The sequence below is a fragment of the Sphingomonas sp. S1-29 genome (genome assembly GCF_026167545.1).
GTDB lineage: Bacteria > Pseudomonadota > Alphaproteobacteria > Sphingomonadales > Sphingomonadaceae > Sphingomonas.
Window position 1 is genome coordinate 2236074 of record NZ_CP110678.1, and the last position, 14680, is coordinate 2250753.

A 14680-nucleotide genomic window follows, 5' to 3' on the forward strand; every position below is an offset into this window, starting at 1 on the left:
AGGAAGGAGGCGCGCGCGGCCTATACGCTCGCGCCCGATGGGTTCGCAACCGTAACAGCCGATACCAGTCCGCGGACCGCGTTGCCGATCCAGAAACCGTGCGCGAGGTCGACGGGGGTGAGGTCGCCCTCGATCGCGCGGCCGGTGGCGAGCAGCTCGGCGCGCAGGACGCCAGGAAGCAGGCCGCGCGACAGTGGCGGGGTGACGAACAGTCCGTCCCGCTCGACGAAGATGCTGGTGAAGCTGCCTTCGGTGACGAAGCCTGCGGCGTCGATGAAGGCGACCTCGAAGCAGGCAGCGGCGCGGCGGGGTTCGTCGTAGAAGGCGCGGTCGCTGGTCTTGTGGCGCAGGCGGAAGTCGGCGGCGGCGACGCGGTGCGGCACCAATGCGACTTCGACCGGGGCTGTGGGCGTCGGCGGCAGCGGTGCGACCTCGATCGCCACCGCGCCGCCGGGGGCGAGCAGCAGCCGCACCTTGGCGGCGCATTCGAGCCGGAAGGTCGCGGCCTGGAGCTCGTTGCGGGTGGCGTGGCGATCGAAGGGGAAGCCGAACGCCTGCGCGCTGGCCTTCAACCGTTCGAGATGGCGTTCGAGCAGCGCGATCCCCTCGCGCGGGTCGAAGCGCATCGTCTCGATCAGGTCGAAGGTGCGCGGGGCGGCGGTGAGGAATGCGCCCTTGGCGAGGCATTCGTCCCATTCGTCGGCGGCGACCGAATCGGCGACGATTCCTGAACCGAGCCCCAATGTCGCCTCGTCGCCCCGCAGCGTCAGCGTGCGGATCGCGACGTTGAACTGCGCATCGCCATTGGGGTCGAAGCGACCGATCGCGCCGGTGTAGAGCCCGCGGGGGGCGGCCTCGATATCGGCGATCGCCTGCATCGCGCGCAATTTGGGGGCGCCGGTGATCGATCCGCATGGGAAAAGCGCCGATACGACGTCGATGGCGTCATGGCGCGGCGCGAGATCGGCGGTGACGGTCGACACCATCTGCTGCACCGTCGGATAGCGTTCGACCGCGAATAGCTCGGGAACGGCGACGCTGCCGGGCACCGCGATTCGCGACAGGTCGTTGCGCATCAGATCGACGATCATCAAATTTTCGGCGCGCTGCTTGGGGTCGCCTTGCAGCGCGGCGGCGGCTGCGTCGTCGGATCCGGGGTCACACAAGCGCGGGGTGGTGCCCTTCATCGGCCGCGCCACCAACTTGCCGGCGTCGAGCGCGAAGAAGAGTTCGGGCGAGAGCGAGAGATAGGTCGCATCGCCGGTCGCGACGACTGCGCCCCAGCCCGCGCGCGATGCCGCGCGCAGCCGGGCATAGGCGGCCAGCGGGTCGCCCTCGACGCTGACGCTCGCCTGGAAGGTGAGGTTGGCCTGGTAGATGTCGCCCGCGGCGATCAGCGCCTGCACCGCGGCAACCTGGCGCTGATAGGTGGCGCGGTCGATCGACGGCTTGGCTGCGCCTACCCATGCGCCGCGCGGATCGGGCAGCGAGGCCGGGTCGAAGGGCGTGTGACCTTCGAAGAGGCCGAACCACAGCAGTGGATCGTGGTTGCTGGGCGGTGCCTTCGCCTCGAACGCCGGTGACGCGCCATAAGCGAGGAACCCCGCGGCGTGGAGGCCGGCGCGGGTCGCGGCGCGTATCTCGGCGAGCATCGGCGCGATATCGGCCACTCGCGAGGTCGCCAGCACGCGCACCGGATCGCGATAGAGCCGTGCGGTGCCGTCCGGACGCGCGTCGTCGAGCAGGACGAAAGGAGCAGTAAGCGCCATCGCGCCAGCACTGACGTCATGTTCGCGCGGGGGCAAGGGCAGTTGTAAGGCGGGGGCAGTTGTAAGGCGGGGGCGGTTGTGGTCGATCGGCGCGGTGCCTATGCCGTGCGCATGACCGACCATCCGCTCCGCGCCGCGATCATCCCCGTCACCCCGCTCCAGCAGAATTGCACGCTGCTGTGGTGCACCAAGACGATGCGTGCCGCGGTGATCGACCCCGGCGGCGATTTGGCACGAATCCATGCCGCGATCGCGCAGGCGGAGGTCACGGTCGAAAAGATCGTGCTGACCCACGGCCATATCGACCATTGCGGCGAGGCAAAGCCGCTCGCCGACGAACTCGGGGTACCGATCGAGGGACCGCACGAGGCCGATCGCTTCTGGATCGCGCGACTCGACGAGGACGGGCGCAATTACGGTATTCATGGCGTGCCGTTCGAGCCTTCGCGCTGGCTGGTCGAGGGCGACACGGTGACGGTGGGCGAGCTGGTGCTCGACGTCTATGAAACCCCCGGCCACACGCCGGGGCATGTCGTATTCCACCATCCCGAATCGAAGCTGGCGGTGGTCGGCGACGTGCTGTTCAAGGGATCGGTCGGCCGCACCGACTTCCCGCTGAGCGACACCCAGGCGCTGATCGATTCGGTGGTGACCAAATTATGGCCGATGGGCGACGACACCGTCTTCCTGCCGGGACATGGCGAGCCCAGCCAGTTCGGGGTCGAGCGGTTGAACAATCCCTTCGTTGCCGATCGCGTGCTGGCGCAGAGTTGAGGCGCGGTCGATCGGCTGCGGTCAGCCGGTCATCACCGCGGGGGCGGGTGCTTGGATCGCTCGCGGGTCGGGGCTGTGCGAGATCAGGATCGCATAGCCCGCGAGCAGCGTGGTGATCGTCAGCGTCGTGATCATCCCCACCTGGCGCGGCCACAGTCGCCCTTCCATGCCGAAGGGGTGAAACAAGCGGCCGACGAGGAACACCACCGCGGCAACCCCCAGCAGCGTCGACGGGCCGCGCACCAGTTCGATGCCGCCGATCAGCAACAGGACGATCGGGGTATATTCGATGAAATTGGCCTGCGCGCGCATCCGGGCGAGCAACTTGTTATTGCCGCCATCGCCCAGCGCCACCCGATCGCTGAATCGCACGCGGATCGTGCGGATGCCGAGCCATACATTGATGAGCGCGGCGACGCCGATCGTCGCCAGCGTGATCGGCAGCATTAATCCGTGCATCGCTTCTTCCCCCCATCGTGTCGCAACCAGCGTCGCACGGCGGGCCTACCCTTGCAACGGCGTGGGAATTCGGTATAGGCGCACGCTCGCTTCGTGACCTGCCCGGATGTCGGTCTAGCATGCGACCGGCTTGTCCGTGTCGCTTGTTCCGCTCGTCGGTGCAGCGAATCGCGACCCCGAACGTTTTGAAGAATATCGAAGAAGGTTTGCCGACATGGCCGTTCCAAAAAGAAAAACGTCGCCGTCGAAGCGCGGCATGCGCCGTTCGCACGATTCGCTTTCGGTCGAGTCGTTTCAGGAATGCCCCAATTGCGGCGAACTGAAGCGTCCCCATATCCTGTGTGGTTCGTGCGGCCATTATAACGGTCGTGAAATCGTGGCGGTCGAGGCTTAAGCCACGTCACCCGAGAGGCAGTAGCTAGATGGGGTCGAGTGCACGGATCGCCGTCGATGCGATGGGCGGCGATGGTGGCTTGGCGGTCATGCTCGCGGGTGTCGCGCGCGCTCGTGCCCGCTTCCCCGAAATGCACTTCCTGCTGGTCGGCGACGAGAGTGCGATCCGCGAAGGGCTTCGCACCCATCCCAATCTGAGCGCGGCATCCGAAGTGCTGCATGCGCCCGAAGTGGTGAAGTCCGACGCCAAGCCGAGCCAGGCGATTCGCCGCGCCAAGACCACGTCGATGGGAATCGCCATCGCGCAGGTGAAGGCGGGGCGCGCCGCCGCGGCGGTATCGGCGGGCAATACCGGCGCGCTGATGTCGATGGCCAAGCTGTCGCTGCGCACGATGCCGGGGATCGACCGGCCCGCGCTTGCCGCGCTGATGCCCTCGCTCGGCGAAACCGACACCGTCATGCTCGACCTCGGCGCCAATACCGAGTGCGACGCGCGCAACCTGGTGCAGTTCGCGGTGATGGGCGCCGCTTATGCGCGCACCGCGCTCGACCTCGAGCGGCCGCGGGTCGCATTGCTCAACATCGGCACCGAGGACCAGAAGGGCACCGACATCATCCGTGATGCCGCCGCCGAAATCCGCGCCGCGCCGCATCTGCCACTGGAATTCGCTGGTTTCATCGAAGGCGACCGGCTGTCGCGCGGCGAAGTCGACGTGATCGTATGCGACGGTTTTTCGGGGAATATCGCGCTCAAGACCGCCGAGGGCACCGCACGGTTCGTCGCCGACCTGCTCAAGCGCGCCTTCCGCAGCTCGATCCGCTCGAAGGTCGGCTTCCTGATCTCGAAGCCCGCGACCGAATTGCTGCGCGATCATCTCGATCCCAACAACCACAATGGCGCGGTCTTCCTGGGCCTCAACGGCCTGGTCGTGAAGAGCCATGGCGGCGCCAACGCGGTCGGCATCGAGAATGCGATCGCGGTGGCGGCCAAGATGGTGCGCGATGATCTGGGACGGCGGATCGCCGAGGACCTGGGTAATTTTGAGGCGAAAGCGGCGTGATTCGTTCGGTCATTACCGGCACCGGATCGGCGCTGCCCAAGCGCCGCGTCTCAAACGCCGAACTCGCCGAGACCGTCGATACCTCGGATGAATGGATCGTCGAGCGCAGCGGTATCCGTTTCCGCCATGTCGCGGGCGAAGGTGAGACCACCGGCACGCTGGCGACCGATGCCTGTCGCGCCGCACTTGCCGCCGCGGGGATCGAGGCTTCGGCGATCGACCTGATCGTGCTGGCGACCGCCACGCCCGACCAGACCTTCCCCGCCACCGCGACCAAGGTGCAGGCCGCGCTCGGCATCGACGATTGCGTCGCGTTCGACGTCGGTGCGGTGTGTTCGGGGTTCCTTTACGCGCTGCAGGTCGCCGATTCGATGCTGCGATCGGGTGCCGCGCGGCGTGCGCTGGTGATCGGCGCCGAGACGTTTTCGCGGATCCTCGACTGGGAGGATCGCACCACCTGCGTGTTGTTCGGCGACGGCGCGGGGGCGATCGTGCTCGAGGCGCAGGAATTGGCCGAGGGGGAGGCCGATCGCGGCATCCTGGCGATGCGGCTCCACGCCGACGGGCGCCACAACGAGCTGCTCTATGTCGACGGCGGTCCCTCGACCACCGGTACCGTCGGCAAGGTCCGGATGAAGGGGCGCGAAGTGTTCCGCCACGCGGTCGTCAATTTGGCGGCGGTGATGACCGAGACGCTGGCGGTGTCGGGGCACGATGCGAGCGAGGTCGATTGGGTCGTGCCGCATCAGGCGAATGCACGCATCCTCGATGCCACCGCGCGCAAGCTGGGACTGGCACGCGAGCGCGTGATCGTGACTGTCGACCAGCATGCCAACACCTCGGCGGCCTCGGTGCCGCTCGCGCTCGACGTTGCGGTACGCGACGGGCGGATCGAGCGTGGCAACCTGCTGGTGCTCGAAGCGATGGGCGGCGGATTCACCTGGGGCGCGGCGATCGTCCGCTATTAGTACGTTGACACCGGTATTGGCGCCACCCGACTGTATTTGCGCGATTCGGTCTATATGCTAGCATCATCGATCGAGATGTTTGAAGGATAAGCGTAATGGAATCGGGTGGCACGTTGACGAGGGCCGATCTGGCCGATGCGCTGCATCGCGAGGTGGGTCTTTCGCGCACCGATTCCTCGAAGCTGGTCGAGGATATCCTCGCGCATATGTGCACCGCGCTGACCAAGGGCGAGAACGTCAAGATTTCGGGCTTCGGCAGCTTCATCCTGCGCGACAAGGGCGAGCGCGTCGGGCGCAACCCCAAGACCGGGGTCGAGGTGCCGATCGCGCCGCGCCGCGTGCTCACCTTTCGTGCCAGCCAGATGATGCGCGAGCGGATCGTGGCGGGAAGCTGACGGACGAGTAGATGGCGGGTTCGGACAAGGCGGCAACTGCGTTTCGCACGATCGGCGAACTGGCGATCGAAACCGGGCTGCCGCAGCACCGGCTGCGCTATTGGGAACAACGATTTCCACAGCTGCGCCCGCTGCAGCGCGCCGGGCAACGGCGCTATTACCGGCCCGAGGACGTCGCGCTGGTGCGGCGGATTCACCGGCTGTTGAATAGCGAGGGCTATACGATCCTGGGGGTGCAAAAGCTGCTGGCCTCCGAAGCCGCGGCGAAGCCCGAGCCCGCGGCGGCGGGCGGCGCGGGACGATCGCCCTTGGTGCAGCTGCGCGACCGCCTCAGCCAGGCATTGGTTCGCGATCGGAGCTGAACGCCGGGGTGCGATAGCGTTCGACCATCGTGCGGACGTCGACCTGGGCCTGAAGCCGCGCGGCGAGCAGCGCGGTGCCGCTGATCTTGCGCTGCGCGAACAAGGTCTCGACCGGTGGGATGTGCCAGGTGTCGCGATCGTTCGCCATCGTCATCGCCTGTTCGCGCAGCACGCCGACGAACGAGCGATCGGCGAAGTCGAACGCGCCGGGGCGGCCGAGTTCGCCGATCACCACGTCGATCATCCGGTCGATAAGCGCGCGGTGGCGCTGGACAGCAGCTTCGCCAAGGAAACCCGAGGCGACCGCGGCATCGCGCGCACGATCGCGATTCCCGTCGAGCCCTGCCATCAACAGCGCGTGATAGCCGTCGCGGGTCTCGGCGGTGACCGGGCGCGCGGCGCCGAAATCGAGCAGGACGATCCGCCCGGTATCGCGCTGGATCCGGTAATTGGCGAAATTGGGGTCGGTCTGCATCCAGCCGAATTCGAACAATTCGCGCAGCACCAGCTCGATCATCGCATGCGCCGCGGCGTTGCGCTCGGCCTGCGGCGCATCGACGATGCTTTCGATCGCAACGCCGGGGACATATTCCATCGCCAGCACCTGTGGCGTGGTGAGCGAGCGTTCGAGCGCTGGCACCTGGTAGCGCGGATCGGCGGCGAGCAGCGCGCCGAAGCGTTCGATCTGCTCGCCTTCGCGAACGTAGTCTGCCTCCTCGTGAAGCTGGCGCTTGGCCTCGGCGAGCAAGGGCGCGATGTCGAGGGTCTTGGGCATCAGCCCCGACACGCGCAGCAAGGTCGCGACATTGTCGACATCGGCATCGATGCTCGCGGCGACGCCGGGATATTGCACCTTGATCGCGAGCAGCCGGCCATCGGGCAAGGTCGCGCGATGGACCTGGCCGATCGAGGCGGCGGCCATTGGATGCGCTTCAAAATGCTTGAAGCGGTTGCGCCAGTCCTTGCCCCAGGCGGCGATCAGCACCGCCTGCAGCTGCGCAGGGGGCATGTGATGCGCGCGCTCGCGTAGCCGCGCCATGATGTCGCTGAGCTCGGCGGGAAGCACGTCGCCCGCGTCCATCGAGATCATCTGCCCCAGCTTCATCGCCGCGCCGCGCAGGTGCGCGAGCTGGTCGGCGACGCGGCCGATGTTGCGCGGGGTCAGCATCATCTCGCCCATGCTGGGACGCTGGCCATCGGCGAGGCGGCGTGCACCCTCGGCCATCATCCCGCCGGCAAGCCCGCCCGCGAGTTTGCCGAAGGCGCCGAAGCGCGCCAGCCGGCTGGCGGGGACGGCGCGGCCGCGGGCGTCGCGGGGGTCGGTCATGCAGCAAATCCTCGCGATACGGTGACACCGCGATATGGCGGCGGCGGCGGCGCGATCAACGCTGACCTATCGGCGGTATCGGCTCAGTCGTCGTCGGGGCCGAGCGCGGCGTCGAGGTCGCGCGGACGAATGAAGCGGGTGAGACGTGCGCCGCCCTCGCGCGCATCGGCCCAGCCGCCCTCCCATTCGAGCACCGCGACCGCGGCGGTGGGATATTTCAGCTCGACCTCGCCGCGCAGCGCGTCGCGCTTCGATTGCGGGACCAGCAGCAGCACCAGATCCTCGAGCCCCGGATTATGCCCGACCATCAGCGCGCGTTGTGAACCCGTGGGGAGATCGTGGACGACGTCGAGCAGGGTCGCCGCCGACGCCAGATAGATGCGGCGATCCCAGGCGGGGGCGAGCTTCTCGCCATAGCCGGTGTAGAAATGATCGAGCGTTTCGATCACGCGGATTGCGGGCGAGGCGACGACATGGTCGAACCCCAGTTGTTCGGCTTTGAGATAGCGACCGATCGTCTGCGCCGCCTGTTTGCCGCGCGCGTTGAGCGGGCGATCGAAATCGCGGGTGACGGGGTCGGTCCAGCTCGATTTGGCGTGGCGAAGCAACGTCAGGCTGGGCATCGTCGTCTCCGTCAGGCTGTCTCGCGGTTCTCTTGCCCGAGCGTCGCGGCGATGGCCAGCCCGCGCGATATCTCGACCGCTTCGTCGAGCGTGACTCGGCGAATCGGCGTGCCGGCGGGGAAAGCGGTGAGCAGGCGCGTCGGGCAGGCCGAGGACAGCAGCACGAACGCGCCGTGATCGTCGGCGCGGCGGATCAGCCGACCGAACGCCTGCGCCAGCCGCGCGCGCACCAGCCGGTCGTCATAATCCTTGCCGCCATTGGCCAGTCGCCGCGCGGCGTGGAGCACGCTGGGCTTGGGCCAGGGCACCCCCTCCATCACCACCAGCCTGAGCGAGCGCCCGGGCACGTCGACGCCGTCGCGCAGCGCGTCGGTGCCGATCAGCGAGCTTGCCGGATCGTCGCGGAAGATGTCGACCAGCGTGCCGGTGTCGATCGGATCGACATGCTGCGCGAGCAGGGTCAGACCCTCGCGCGCCAGCCGATCGGCGATGCGGGCATGGACACCGCGCAAGCGCCGGATCGCGGTGAACAGCCCGAGCGCGCCGCCGCCCGAGGCGACGATCAGCCGGGCATAGGCGTTGGCGAGCGCGGGCAGGTCGCCGCGCTTGACGTCGGTGACGATCAGCACTTGCGCCTGGCCGGCATAGTCGAACGGGCTTTGCGCCTCGAAATGCAGCGGCGGGCGGATCAGATGCGGCGCGCCGACCCGCGCATCGGCGACGTCCCAATCGCCGCCCGCGCGCAACGTCGCCGACGTAATCAGCACGCCATGCGCGGGTTTAAGCACCGCATCGGCAAAGGGGCGGGTGGGGTCCAGCCAGCGGCGGTGGATGCCGATGTCGAATTCGCGGCCTTCATAGCGTTCGACCGCGAGCCAATCGACGAAATCGGGGTCGGCGGGGCCGCCGATGCGGGCGACCAAGGCGCTCCACGCCCCGACCATGTCGGCGCGCCAGCCAAGCGATGCCACCGCGCCCTCGATCCGCGCGCGCGCCTGGCCATCGAGCCAATCGGGAGCGTCGGACAGCACGGCTTCGAGCCGGCGACCGAGCACCACCAGCGGGCGAAGCAGCGCGTCGAGCGCGACCGCGGCGGCGGCGGCGGCCTCGATCAAGGCAGGATCGGGCTCGGCCAGCTCGGTCTCAAGGCCATAGCCGGCATCGACCCCGCCGCTTTCGTCGCGCGCGAAGACCAGGCCGCGCACGGCGGCGAGCAGATGCTCGATCGGGCCGAAGGGCTGGCCTTCGAGCACGCGGCCGATCCAGCCATCGGCGGGCAGCGCGCGCGCCGCCTCGACCGCCTCGCCGATCGCGATGCCGCCCTGTTCGTCATAGCTTGCGACGTCGGACAGGCGCGCGGCGAGGCCTCGCCTGCGGCCACGGCCCGATCCTTCGGGCCCCATGATCCAGCGGCGGACCTCGATCGTCTCGGCCCCCGACAGCGCGACGCCGAACATCGAATCGGCGGCTTCGAACAAATGGTGCCCCTCGTCAAAGACATAGCGGGTGGGGCGGGTCGTTGCTTCGCGCCCGCGTGCGGCATTCACCATCACCAGGGCGTGATTGGCGATCACGATATCGGCGTCGGCGCTGGCGCGGGCGGCGCGCTCGATGAAGCATTTGCGGTAATGCGGGCAGCCGGCATAGACGCATTCGCCCCGCCGATCGGTCAGCGCGGTCGATCCGTTGCGGCGGAATAATTGCGGCAACCAGCCGGGCAGATCGCCGCCGATCATGTCGCCATCGGCGGTATAGGCCGCCCAGCGGGCGACAAGCTGTGCCAATATCGCCGCGCGCCCGGCGAACCCGCCCTGCAACGCATCCTCCAGATTGAGCAGGCAGACGTAATTCTCGCGCCCCTTGCGGGTGACGATCCGCGCCTTTCGCTCGGCGGCGTCGGGAAACAGCCGCGCGCCTTCATGCCCCAATTGGCGTTGCAGCGCCTTGGTGAAGGTCGACACCCACACTGTGCCGCCCGCGCGCTCTGCCCAAAGCGACGCGGGGGCGAGATAGCCCAGGGTTTTGCCGATGCCGGTGCCAGCCTCAGCCATCACCATATTGGGGGTGTCGCGCATCGCGCGCGGGGCGAAGGCCTGCGCGACGGTGGTGGCGAAGCTGCGCTGGCCGGCGCGGATTTCTGCCCCTGCGCCGGTGAGCGCGTGGAGGCGAGTGAGCACCGCGTCCTCGTCGACCTGGACGGTGCGGGGGGCGGGGCGCGGTGCGGCTTCGTCCCATTCGGGCAGCTTGGAGAACAGCCAGCGTTCGGCGGTGGCAGGTTTGGTCAGGCGCGGGCCGACCACCGGCGCCCAGGGCCAGCGCGCGCGGGCAAGCGATTGCCCGGCGGTCCATGCCCCCTCGCGCTCGGGCCAGTCGCCGCCCGCCATGTCGAGCAGCGCGATCGCGGCGGCGCGCAGCATCGCGGCAATCTCGCCGTCGCTCGCGGGCACCGGCAGCGCGCAGGCGCGGGCGATGCCGGCGGGGGTGGGCACAATGAAGCGCGCGGGGAAGAGGAAGGCGTAAAGTTCGAGCAGGTCGAGGCCCGAGAGTTCGGGGTGGCCGAGCCGCTGGCCGACCAAGGGCGCGTTGAGCAGGATTACCGGGGTGTCGGCGGCGGCGCGGATCGCCGCGCCGCGCGAAAGTTCGCGCACCCCGTCGGCATCGGCGAGCCAGACGCCCGAGTGGCTGGCGTGGAGTGCGGGGAAGGGGAGGGTCATCGCGCCTTACCCTCTCCGTTCGTCCTGAGCTTGTCGAAGGACCGTCCTGCTTTCCCCGCGGCGGTGAAGAAGGACGGTGCTTCGACAAGCTCAGCACGAACGGATGCGGGGTAGTCGATCACCTTCGAACGTTACTCCAGGCGGAACAGAAAGAAAACGCCTACCACAGCACGCCCTTGACCGGCTTGAGCGGTTCGGGGGCGGGGTCGCCGATCGATTGCTTGAGGTCGATCTCGATCGTCCGGCACATCGCGGTCAGCGGCACATCGTGGAGGGTGTTGCTGAACGGATCGGTCAGGTCGTCGCCGATCTGGAGCGCGGCCAGGAACATCAGCCCGGCGATCGTTGAACCCACCGGCGTCGCCCAGCCCAATGTCTCGACCAGTCCGATCGGCAGCAACAGGCAAAAGACGCGGGCGAAGAATTGCGGGAAGAAGCGATATTGCATCGGCAGCGGGGTGTTCTTGATCCGCTCCATTCCCCCTTGGGCATTGGCGATATCGACCATGATCCGCTCGACCTGGGTCTGCTGGATCGTGTCGAGCCAGCCTTCGGATTGCGCCTGCGCCAGCCGCTTGGCGGTGCCGTCGAGGAAGCCGTTGGCGGGATTGGCGCGCGCCATCGCTTCGTCCGCCTCCTCCTTTGAGAGCAGTTCATAGATTTCGGGGCAATCGCCGGTTCGCCGCAACTGGCTGCGCAGTGCGTGGACATAGGCGACATGGCGAAGCACGATGGATCGCTTGAGGTCGATCGCGCGCTGCGGCTGGTCGGGCAGGAACGCAACCGCCTCGCGCGCCAGGTTGCGCGAGGCGTTGATCATCGCGCCCCAGAGGATCCGGCCCTCCCACCAACGCTGATAGGCCGAGCTGTCGCGAAACCCCAGGAACAGCGCGAGCACGGTGCCGAAGATCGTCAGCGGCAGCGACGGCGCGTTGTAGGGCAGTTCGGTGTAGAAATAGGTGACCGCGACGTCCCAGACGAACAGCAAGGTGAGCGGCCGCCACACTTCACGAACGATGCGCGTGAAGCGCGGGGTGCTGTCCAAAATCATAGTGGGTATCCGAGGCTTGGCAGAATGGTGCGCGGCAACAATTACCCCGTGCCGGCATGGTTCCGTCAACGCATTTGTCGGGAACGCTATCGGACGCTAGATCGCCCGCATGACCGACATCATCAGCATCCGCGACGCCGCTCTCGTTTCCAAGGCCTGGCCGTATGAAGAGGCGCGCAAGCTTCTGAAGCGCTATCCAAGCGGCAAGCCCGGCGGCGCGCCGGTGCTGTTCGAAACCGGCTATGGCCCGTCGGGGCTGCCGCATATCGGCACCTTTAACGAAGTGCTGCGAACGACGATGGTGCGGCGCGCCTTTGCCGAACTCAGCGACCAGCCGACGCGGCTGCTGGCGTTCAGCGACGATATGGACGGGCTTCGCAAGGTGCCCGACAATGTGCCCAACCGCGCGATGCTGACCGAGCATCTGGGCAAGCCGCTGACGCAGGTGCCCGACCCGTTCGAGAAGTTCGAAAGCTTCGCGCATCATAACAACGCGATGCTGCGCTCGTTCCTCGACGGCTTCGGCTTCGAATATGAGTTCGCTTCGTCGACCGACTATTATCGCGGCGGCCAGTTCGACGACGCGCTGCGCGGGGTGCTGCGCCATTATGCCGCGATCATGGACGTGATGCTGCCGACCTTGGGGGCCGAGCGGCGCGCGACCTATTCGCCGATCCTGCCGATCAGCCCGACCAGCGGCGTGGTGCTGCAAGTGCCGGTCGAAGTGGTCGATGCCGAAGCAGGGATCGTCGCGTTCGAGGATGAAGGCCAGCGGATCGAGCAATCGGTGCTGGGCGGCGGGGCCAAGCTGCAATGGAAGGTCGATTGGGCGATGCGCTGGGTCGCGCTTGGCGTCGATTACGAAATGTCGGGCAAGGATCTGATCGATTCGGTGGTGCAAAGCTCGAAGATCGCGCGGGTGCTCGGCGCGCGGCCGCCCGAGGGGTTCAACTACGAGATGTTCCTCGACGAACTGGGGCAGAAGATCTCGAAGTCGAAGGGCAATGGCCTGAGCCTCGAGCAATGGCTGACCTATGGCCCGCCCGAGAGCCTGGCCTTCTACGCCTATCGCGAGCCGAAAAAGGCCAAGCAGTTGCATCTGGGCGTCATTCCGCGTGCGATCGACGAATATTGGCAGTTCCGTGCGGCCTATGCCGACCAGCCGGTCGAGCAGCGGCTGGGCAATCCGGTGCACCACATCCACGGCGGCCCGCCGCCCGCCGAGACGCTGCCGGTCACTTTCGGGCTGCTGCTCAACCTGGTGGGGGTGATGGGCGAGACCACCAAGGACCAGGTGTGGGGGTATCTCGCCAACTATGTCCCCGATGCATCGGCTGCGCGCTATCCTGCGCTCGACCGGCTGATCGACCATGCGATCGCGTATACGCGCGACGTGGCCGAGAAGCCGGTGCGGCGCGCGCCCGAGGGCGTCGAGGTCGCGGCGCTCGAGCGGCTCGATGCCGAACTGGCGGCGTTGCCCGCGGGGGCTTCGGCGGAGGACATCCAGAACATCGTCTATGAGATCGGCAAGACCGGCGGTTTCGACAATCTGCGCGACTGGTTCAAGGCACTGTACGAGACGCTGCTGGGGACGAGCCAGGGGCCGCGCATGGGGAGCTTCGTTGCGTTGTACGGGGTGGCGAATACGCGGGGGTTGATTGGCGAGGCGTTGGGGCGTTCGGCGTAGGGGGTGAACGCGTAGACGACCGGGTTTGGTGCCTCGCGGCGCTCGGAAAGCTACAAAAGCTACACTACGTCCCCCGCGGATTCGCCTTTTCCGCGCGACAAGCCGCGATGCGGGTGGGGGATGCGGGGAGCGTGTTCATGGGGTGTGTGTACCAAAGCGGGGGCTTGTAGGACAGCGGGGTTTGGTTGGCCGTGCGGGGAGCGTGCCATTCCCCGATCGTCACCCCGGACTTGGTCCGGGGTCCACCGAGCCGCCACTTGCTATCGGTAGTGGGGAACGACGAACCCGATGCAACCAGCGGCATTGCTTGCCGCACGGCAGACCCCGGAACATGTCCGGGGTGACTAGGGAAATCCCGTCCGCAATTGGGCAGAAGCCGACCGGCCGCGTCTATGGGTCGACGGCCTAACACCGTCACCCCAGCGAAGGCTGGGGTCTCTCGCGACCGCGAGACCGCCGCTTGCCGCACTGGACCCCAGCTTTCGCTGGGGTGACGGTTGTGGGGTGAGGTGACGGCGGTAGGGCGGATTGGCGGCAGTAGGGTAGGGCGACGGCCATAAGGGGCGGGGGATTTCGGTTGAGCGCGCCGCGGCGCGTGGCATAGTGGGCTAATGCACCTTGCTCCCGTCACGCTGACCCCGCTCGAACCCGGCCAGCGCCGGGTGATGCACCTGCATGCCATCGTCCCCGCGCTGGTGCCGGTGATCGTCGGCGCCGGCATCGGCACCGCGCTGTTCGTGCAACTGGGTTGGCCCGGCTGGGTGCTGCCGCTGCTCGCGCTGCCGCTGGCCTATTGGATCGTCGCGGTCGCGCCGAAGCGGCGATTCGAGGCGTGGGGATGGGCGCTTGCCGCAGACGAATTGCACGTCGCCTGGGGGGTGTGGACGCAGGTGCATACGATCGTGCCGCTGAGCCGCGTCCAGCATCTCGACGTCGCGCAGGGGCCGATCGAGCGCGCGAACGGCGTGGCGCGGCTGATCGTGCATACCGCGGGGACCGCGCATGCGACGGTGGTGCTGCCGGGGATCACCCGTGCCACCGCCGAAGACCTGCGCGACCGGATCCGCGAGCATATCCGCGCCGAGCCCTGGTGAGCG

At 67.6% G+C, this 14680-nt stretch carries 14 protein-coding genes; 8 read left to right on the forward strand and 6 right to left on the reverse strand.

Features of this window, described 5'->3' with window-relative positions:
• Positions 1 to 20: 20 nt before the first annotated feature.
• Positions 21 to 1769, reverse strand: a complete 1749-nt coding sequence (gene pabB, locus OKW76_RS10655; protein WP_265552916.1) for an aminodeoxychorismate synthase component I — start codon at positions 1767 to 1769, stop codon at positions 21 to 23.
• A 111-nt stretch (positions 1770 to 1880) separates the two neighbouring features.
• On the opposite strand from pabB, the gene OKW76_RS10660 reads away from it, so the two are divergent.
• A complete protein-coding gene (locus tag OKW76_RS10660; protein ID WP_265548874.1) occupies positions 1881 to 2543 on the forward strand; it encodes an MBL fold metallo-hydrolase in 663 nt (220 codons plus the stop codon).
• Positions 2544 to 2564: 21 nt separating this feature from the next.
• Here OKW76_RS10660 and OKW76_RS10665 read toward each other — a convergent pair whose 3' ends face one another.
• Positions 2565 to 3002, reverse strand: a complete 438-nt coding sequence (locus OKW76_RS10665) for an MAPEG family protein (RefSeq protein ID WP_265548875.1) — start codon at positions 3000 to 3002, stop codon at positions 2565 to 2567.
• A 214-nt stretch (positions 3003 to 3216) separates the two neighbouring features.
• Between OKW76_RS10665 and rpmF the strand changes: the two genes are divergently transcribed.
• The 5 genes from rpmF to OKW76_RS10690 all read left to right on the forward strand — a co-directional run bounded on the left by rpmF (position 3217) and on the right by OKW76_RS10690 (position 6181).
• The gene (gene rpmF / locus OKW76_RS10670) at positions 3217 to 3396 is read left to right on the forward strand and encodes a 50S ribosomal protein L32 (protein WP_256508120.1); all 180 of its coding nucleotides are present in this window, start codon (positions 3217 to 3219) and stop codon (positions 3394 to 3396) included.
• A gap of 28 nt (positions 3397 to 3424) precedes the next feature.
• A complete protein-coding gene (gene plsX, locus OKW76_RS10675; protein WP_265548876.1) occupies positions 3425 to 4456 on the forward strand; it encodes a phosphate acyltransferase PlsX in 1032 nt (343 codons plus the stop codon).
• The gene (locus tag OKW76_RS10680; protein WP_322740083.1) at positions 4453 to 5424 is read left to right on the forward strand and encodes a beta-ketoacyl-ACP synthase III; all 972 of its coding nucleotides are present in this window, start codon (positions 4453 to 4455) and stop codon (positions 5422 to 5424) included. Before plsX ends, OKW76_RS10680 begins: the two co-directional genes overlap by 4 nt.
• A gap of 95 nt (positions 5425 to 5519) precedes the next feature.
• Positions 5520 to 5819 carry an integration host factor subunit alpha gene (locus OKW76_RS10685; protein WP_265548877.1) on the forward strand — a complete coding sequence of 100 codons (300 nt, stop codon included), beginning with the start codon at positions 5520 to 5522 and terminating at the stop codon, positions 5817 to 5819.
• A gap of 11 nt (positions 5820 to 5830) precedes the next feature.
• Positions 5831 to 6181, forward strand: coding sequence for a MerR family transcriptional regulator (locus OKW76_RS10690; protein ID WP_265548878.1), 351 nt, complete (start codon positions 5831 to 5833; stop codon positions 6179 to 6181).
• Here the strand turns inward: OKW76_RS10690 and OKW76_RS10695 are convergent.
• The 4 genes from OKW76_RS10695 to OKW76_RS10710 all read right to left on the reverse strand — a co-directional run bounded on the left by OKW76_RS10695 (position 6150) and on the right by OKW76_RS10710 (position 11896).
• Entirely contained in the window at positions 6150 to 7508 is a 1359-nt protein-coding gene (locus OKW76_RS10695; RefSeq protein ID WP_265548879.1) for an ABC1 kinase family protein, read from the reverse strand. The genes OKW76_RS10690 and OKW76_RS10695 overlap by 32 nt on opposite strands.
• A gap of 83 nt (positions 7509 to 7591) precedes the next feature.
• The gene (locus OKW76_RS10700; RefSeq protein ID WP_265548880.1) at positions 7592 to 8131 is read right to left on the reverse strand and encodes a SixA phosphatase family protein; all 540 of its coding nucleotides are present in this window, start codon (positions 8129 to 8131) and stop codon (positions 7592 to 7594) included.
• 11 nt (positions 8132 to 8142) lie between these two features.
• Positions 8143 to 10845: an ATP-dependent DNA helicase gene (locus OKW76_RS10705; RefSeq protein ID WP_265548881.1), complete on the reverse strand. Its 2703-nt coding sequence runs from the start codon at positions 10843 to 10845 to the stop codon at positions 8143 to 8145.
• Positions 10846 to 11005: 160 nt separating this feature from the next.
• Entirely contained in the window at positions 11006 to 11896 is an 891-nt protein-coding gene (locus OKW76_RS10710; RefSeq protein WP_265548882.1) for a bestrophin family protein, read from the reverse strand.
• A 109-nt stretch (positions 11897 to 12005) separates the two neighbouring features.
• On the opposite strand from OKW76_RS10710, the gene OKW76_RS10715 reads away from it, so the two are divergent.
• The gene (locus tag OKW76_RS10715; RefSeq protein ID WP_265548883.1) at positions 12006 to 13583 is read left to right on the forward strand and encodes a lysine--tRNA ligase; all 1578 of its coding nucleotides are present in this window, start codon (positions 12006 to 12008) and stop codon (positions 13581 to 13583) included.
• A 611-nt stretch (positions 13584 to 14194) separates the two neighbouring features.
• A complete protein-coding gene (locus tag OKW76_RS10720) occupies positions 14195 to 14677 on the forward strand; it encodes a PH domain-containing protein (protein WP_265548884.1) in 483 nt (160 codons plus the stop codon).
• The last annotated feature ends 3 nt before the right edge of the window (positions 14678 to 14680 follow it).

Coding starts and splice junctions, on each gene's coding strand:
- pabB (WP_265552916.1), bottom strand. CDS start 1,769: ATGGCGCTTACTGCTCCTTTCGTCCTGCTCGACGACGCGCGTCCGGAC.
- OKW76_RS10695 (WP_265548879.1), bottom strand. CDS start 7,508: ATGACCGACCCCCGCGACGCCCGCGGCCGCGCCGTCCCCGCCAGCCGG.
- OKW76_RS10685 (WP_265548877.1), top strand. CDS start 5,520: ATGGAATCGGGTGGCACGTTGACGAGGGCCGATCTGGCCGATGCGCTG.
- OKW76_RS10715 (WP_265548883.1), top strand. CDS start 12,006: ATGACCGACATCATCAGCATCCGCGACGCCGCTCTCGTTTCCAAGGCC.
- OKW76_RS10720 (WP_265548884.1), top strand. CDS start 14,195: ATGCACCTTGCTCCCGTCACGCTGACCCCGCTCGAACCCGGCCAGCGC.
- plsX (WP_265548876.1), top strand. CDS start 3,425: ATGGGGTCGAGTGCACGGATCGCCGTCGATGCGATGGGCGGCGATGGT.
- OKW76_RS10660 (WP_265548874.1), top strand. CDS start 1,881: ATGACCGACCATCCGCTCCGCGCCGCGATCATCCCCGTCACCCCGCTC.
- OKW76_RS10700 (WP_265548880.1), bottom strand. CDS start 8,131: ATGCCCAGCCTGACGTTGCTTCGCCACGCCAAATCGAGCTGGACCGAC.
- rpmF (WP_256508120.1), top strand. CDS start 3,217: ATGGCCGTTCCAAAAAGAAAAACGTCGCCGTCGAAGCGCGGCATGCGC.
- OKW76_RS10665 (WP_265548875.1), bottom strand. CDS start 3,002: ATGCACGGATTAATGCTGCCGATCACGCTGGCGACGATCGGCGTCGCC.
- OKW76_RS10705 (WP_265548881.1), bottom strand. CDS start 10,845: ATGACCCTCCCCTTCCCCGCACTCCACGCCAGCCACTCGGGCGTCTGG.
- OKW76_RS10710 (WP_265548882.1), bottom strand. CDS start 11,896: ATGATTTTGGACAGCACCCCGCGCTTCACGCGCATCGTTCGTGAAGTG.
- OKW76_RS10690 (WP_265548878.1), top strand. CDS start 5,831: ATGGCGGGTTCGGACAAGGCGGCAACTGCGTTTCGCACGATCGGCGAA.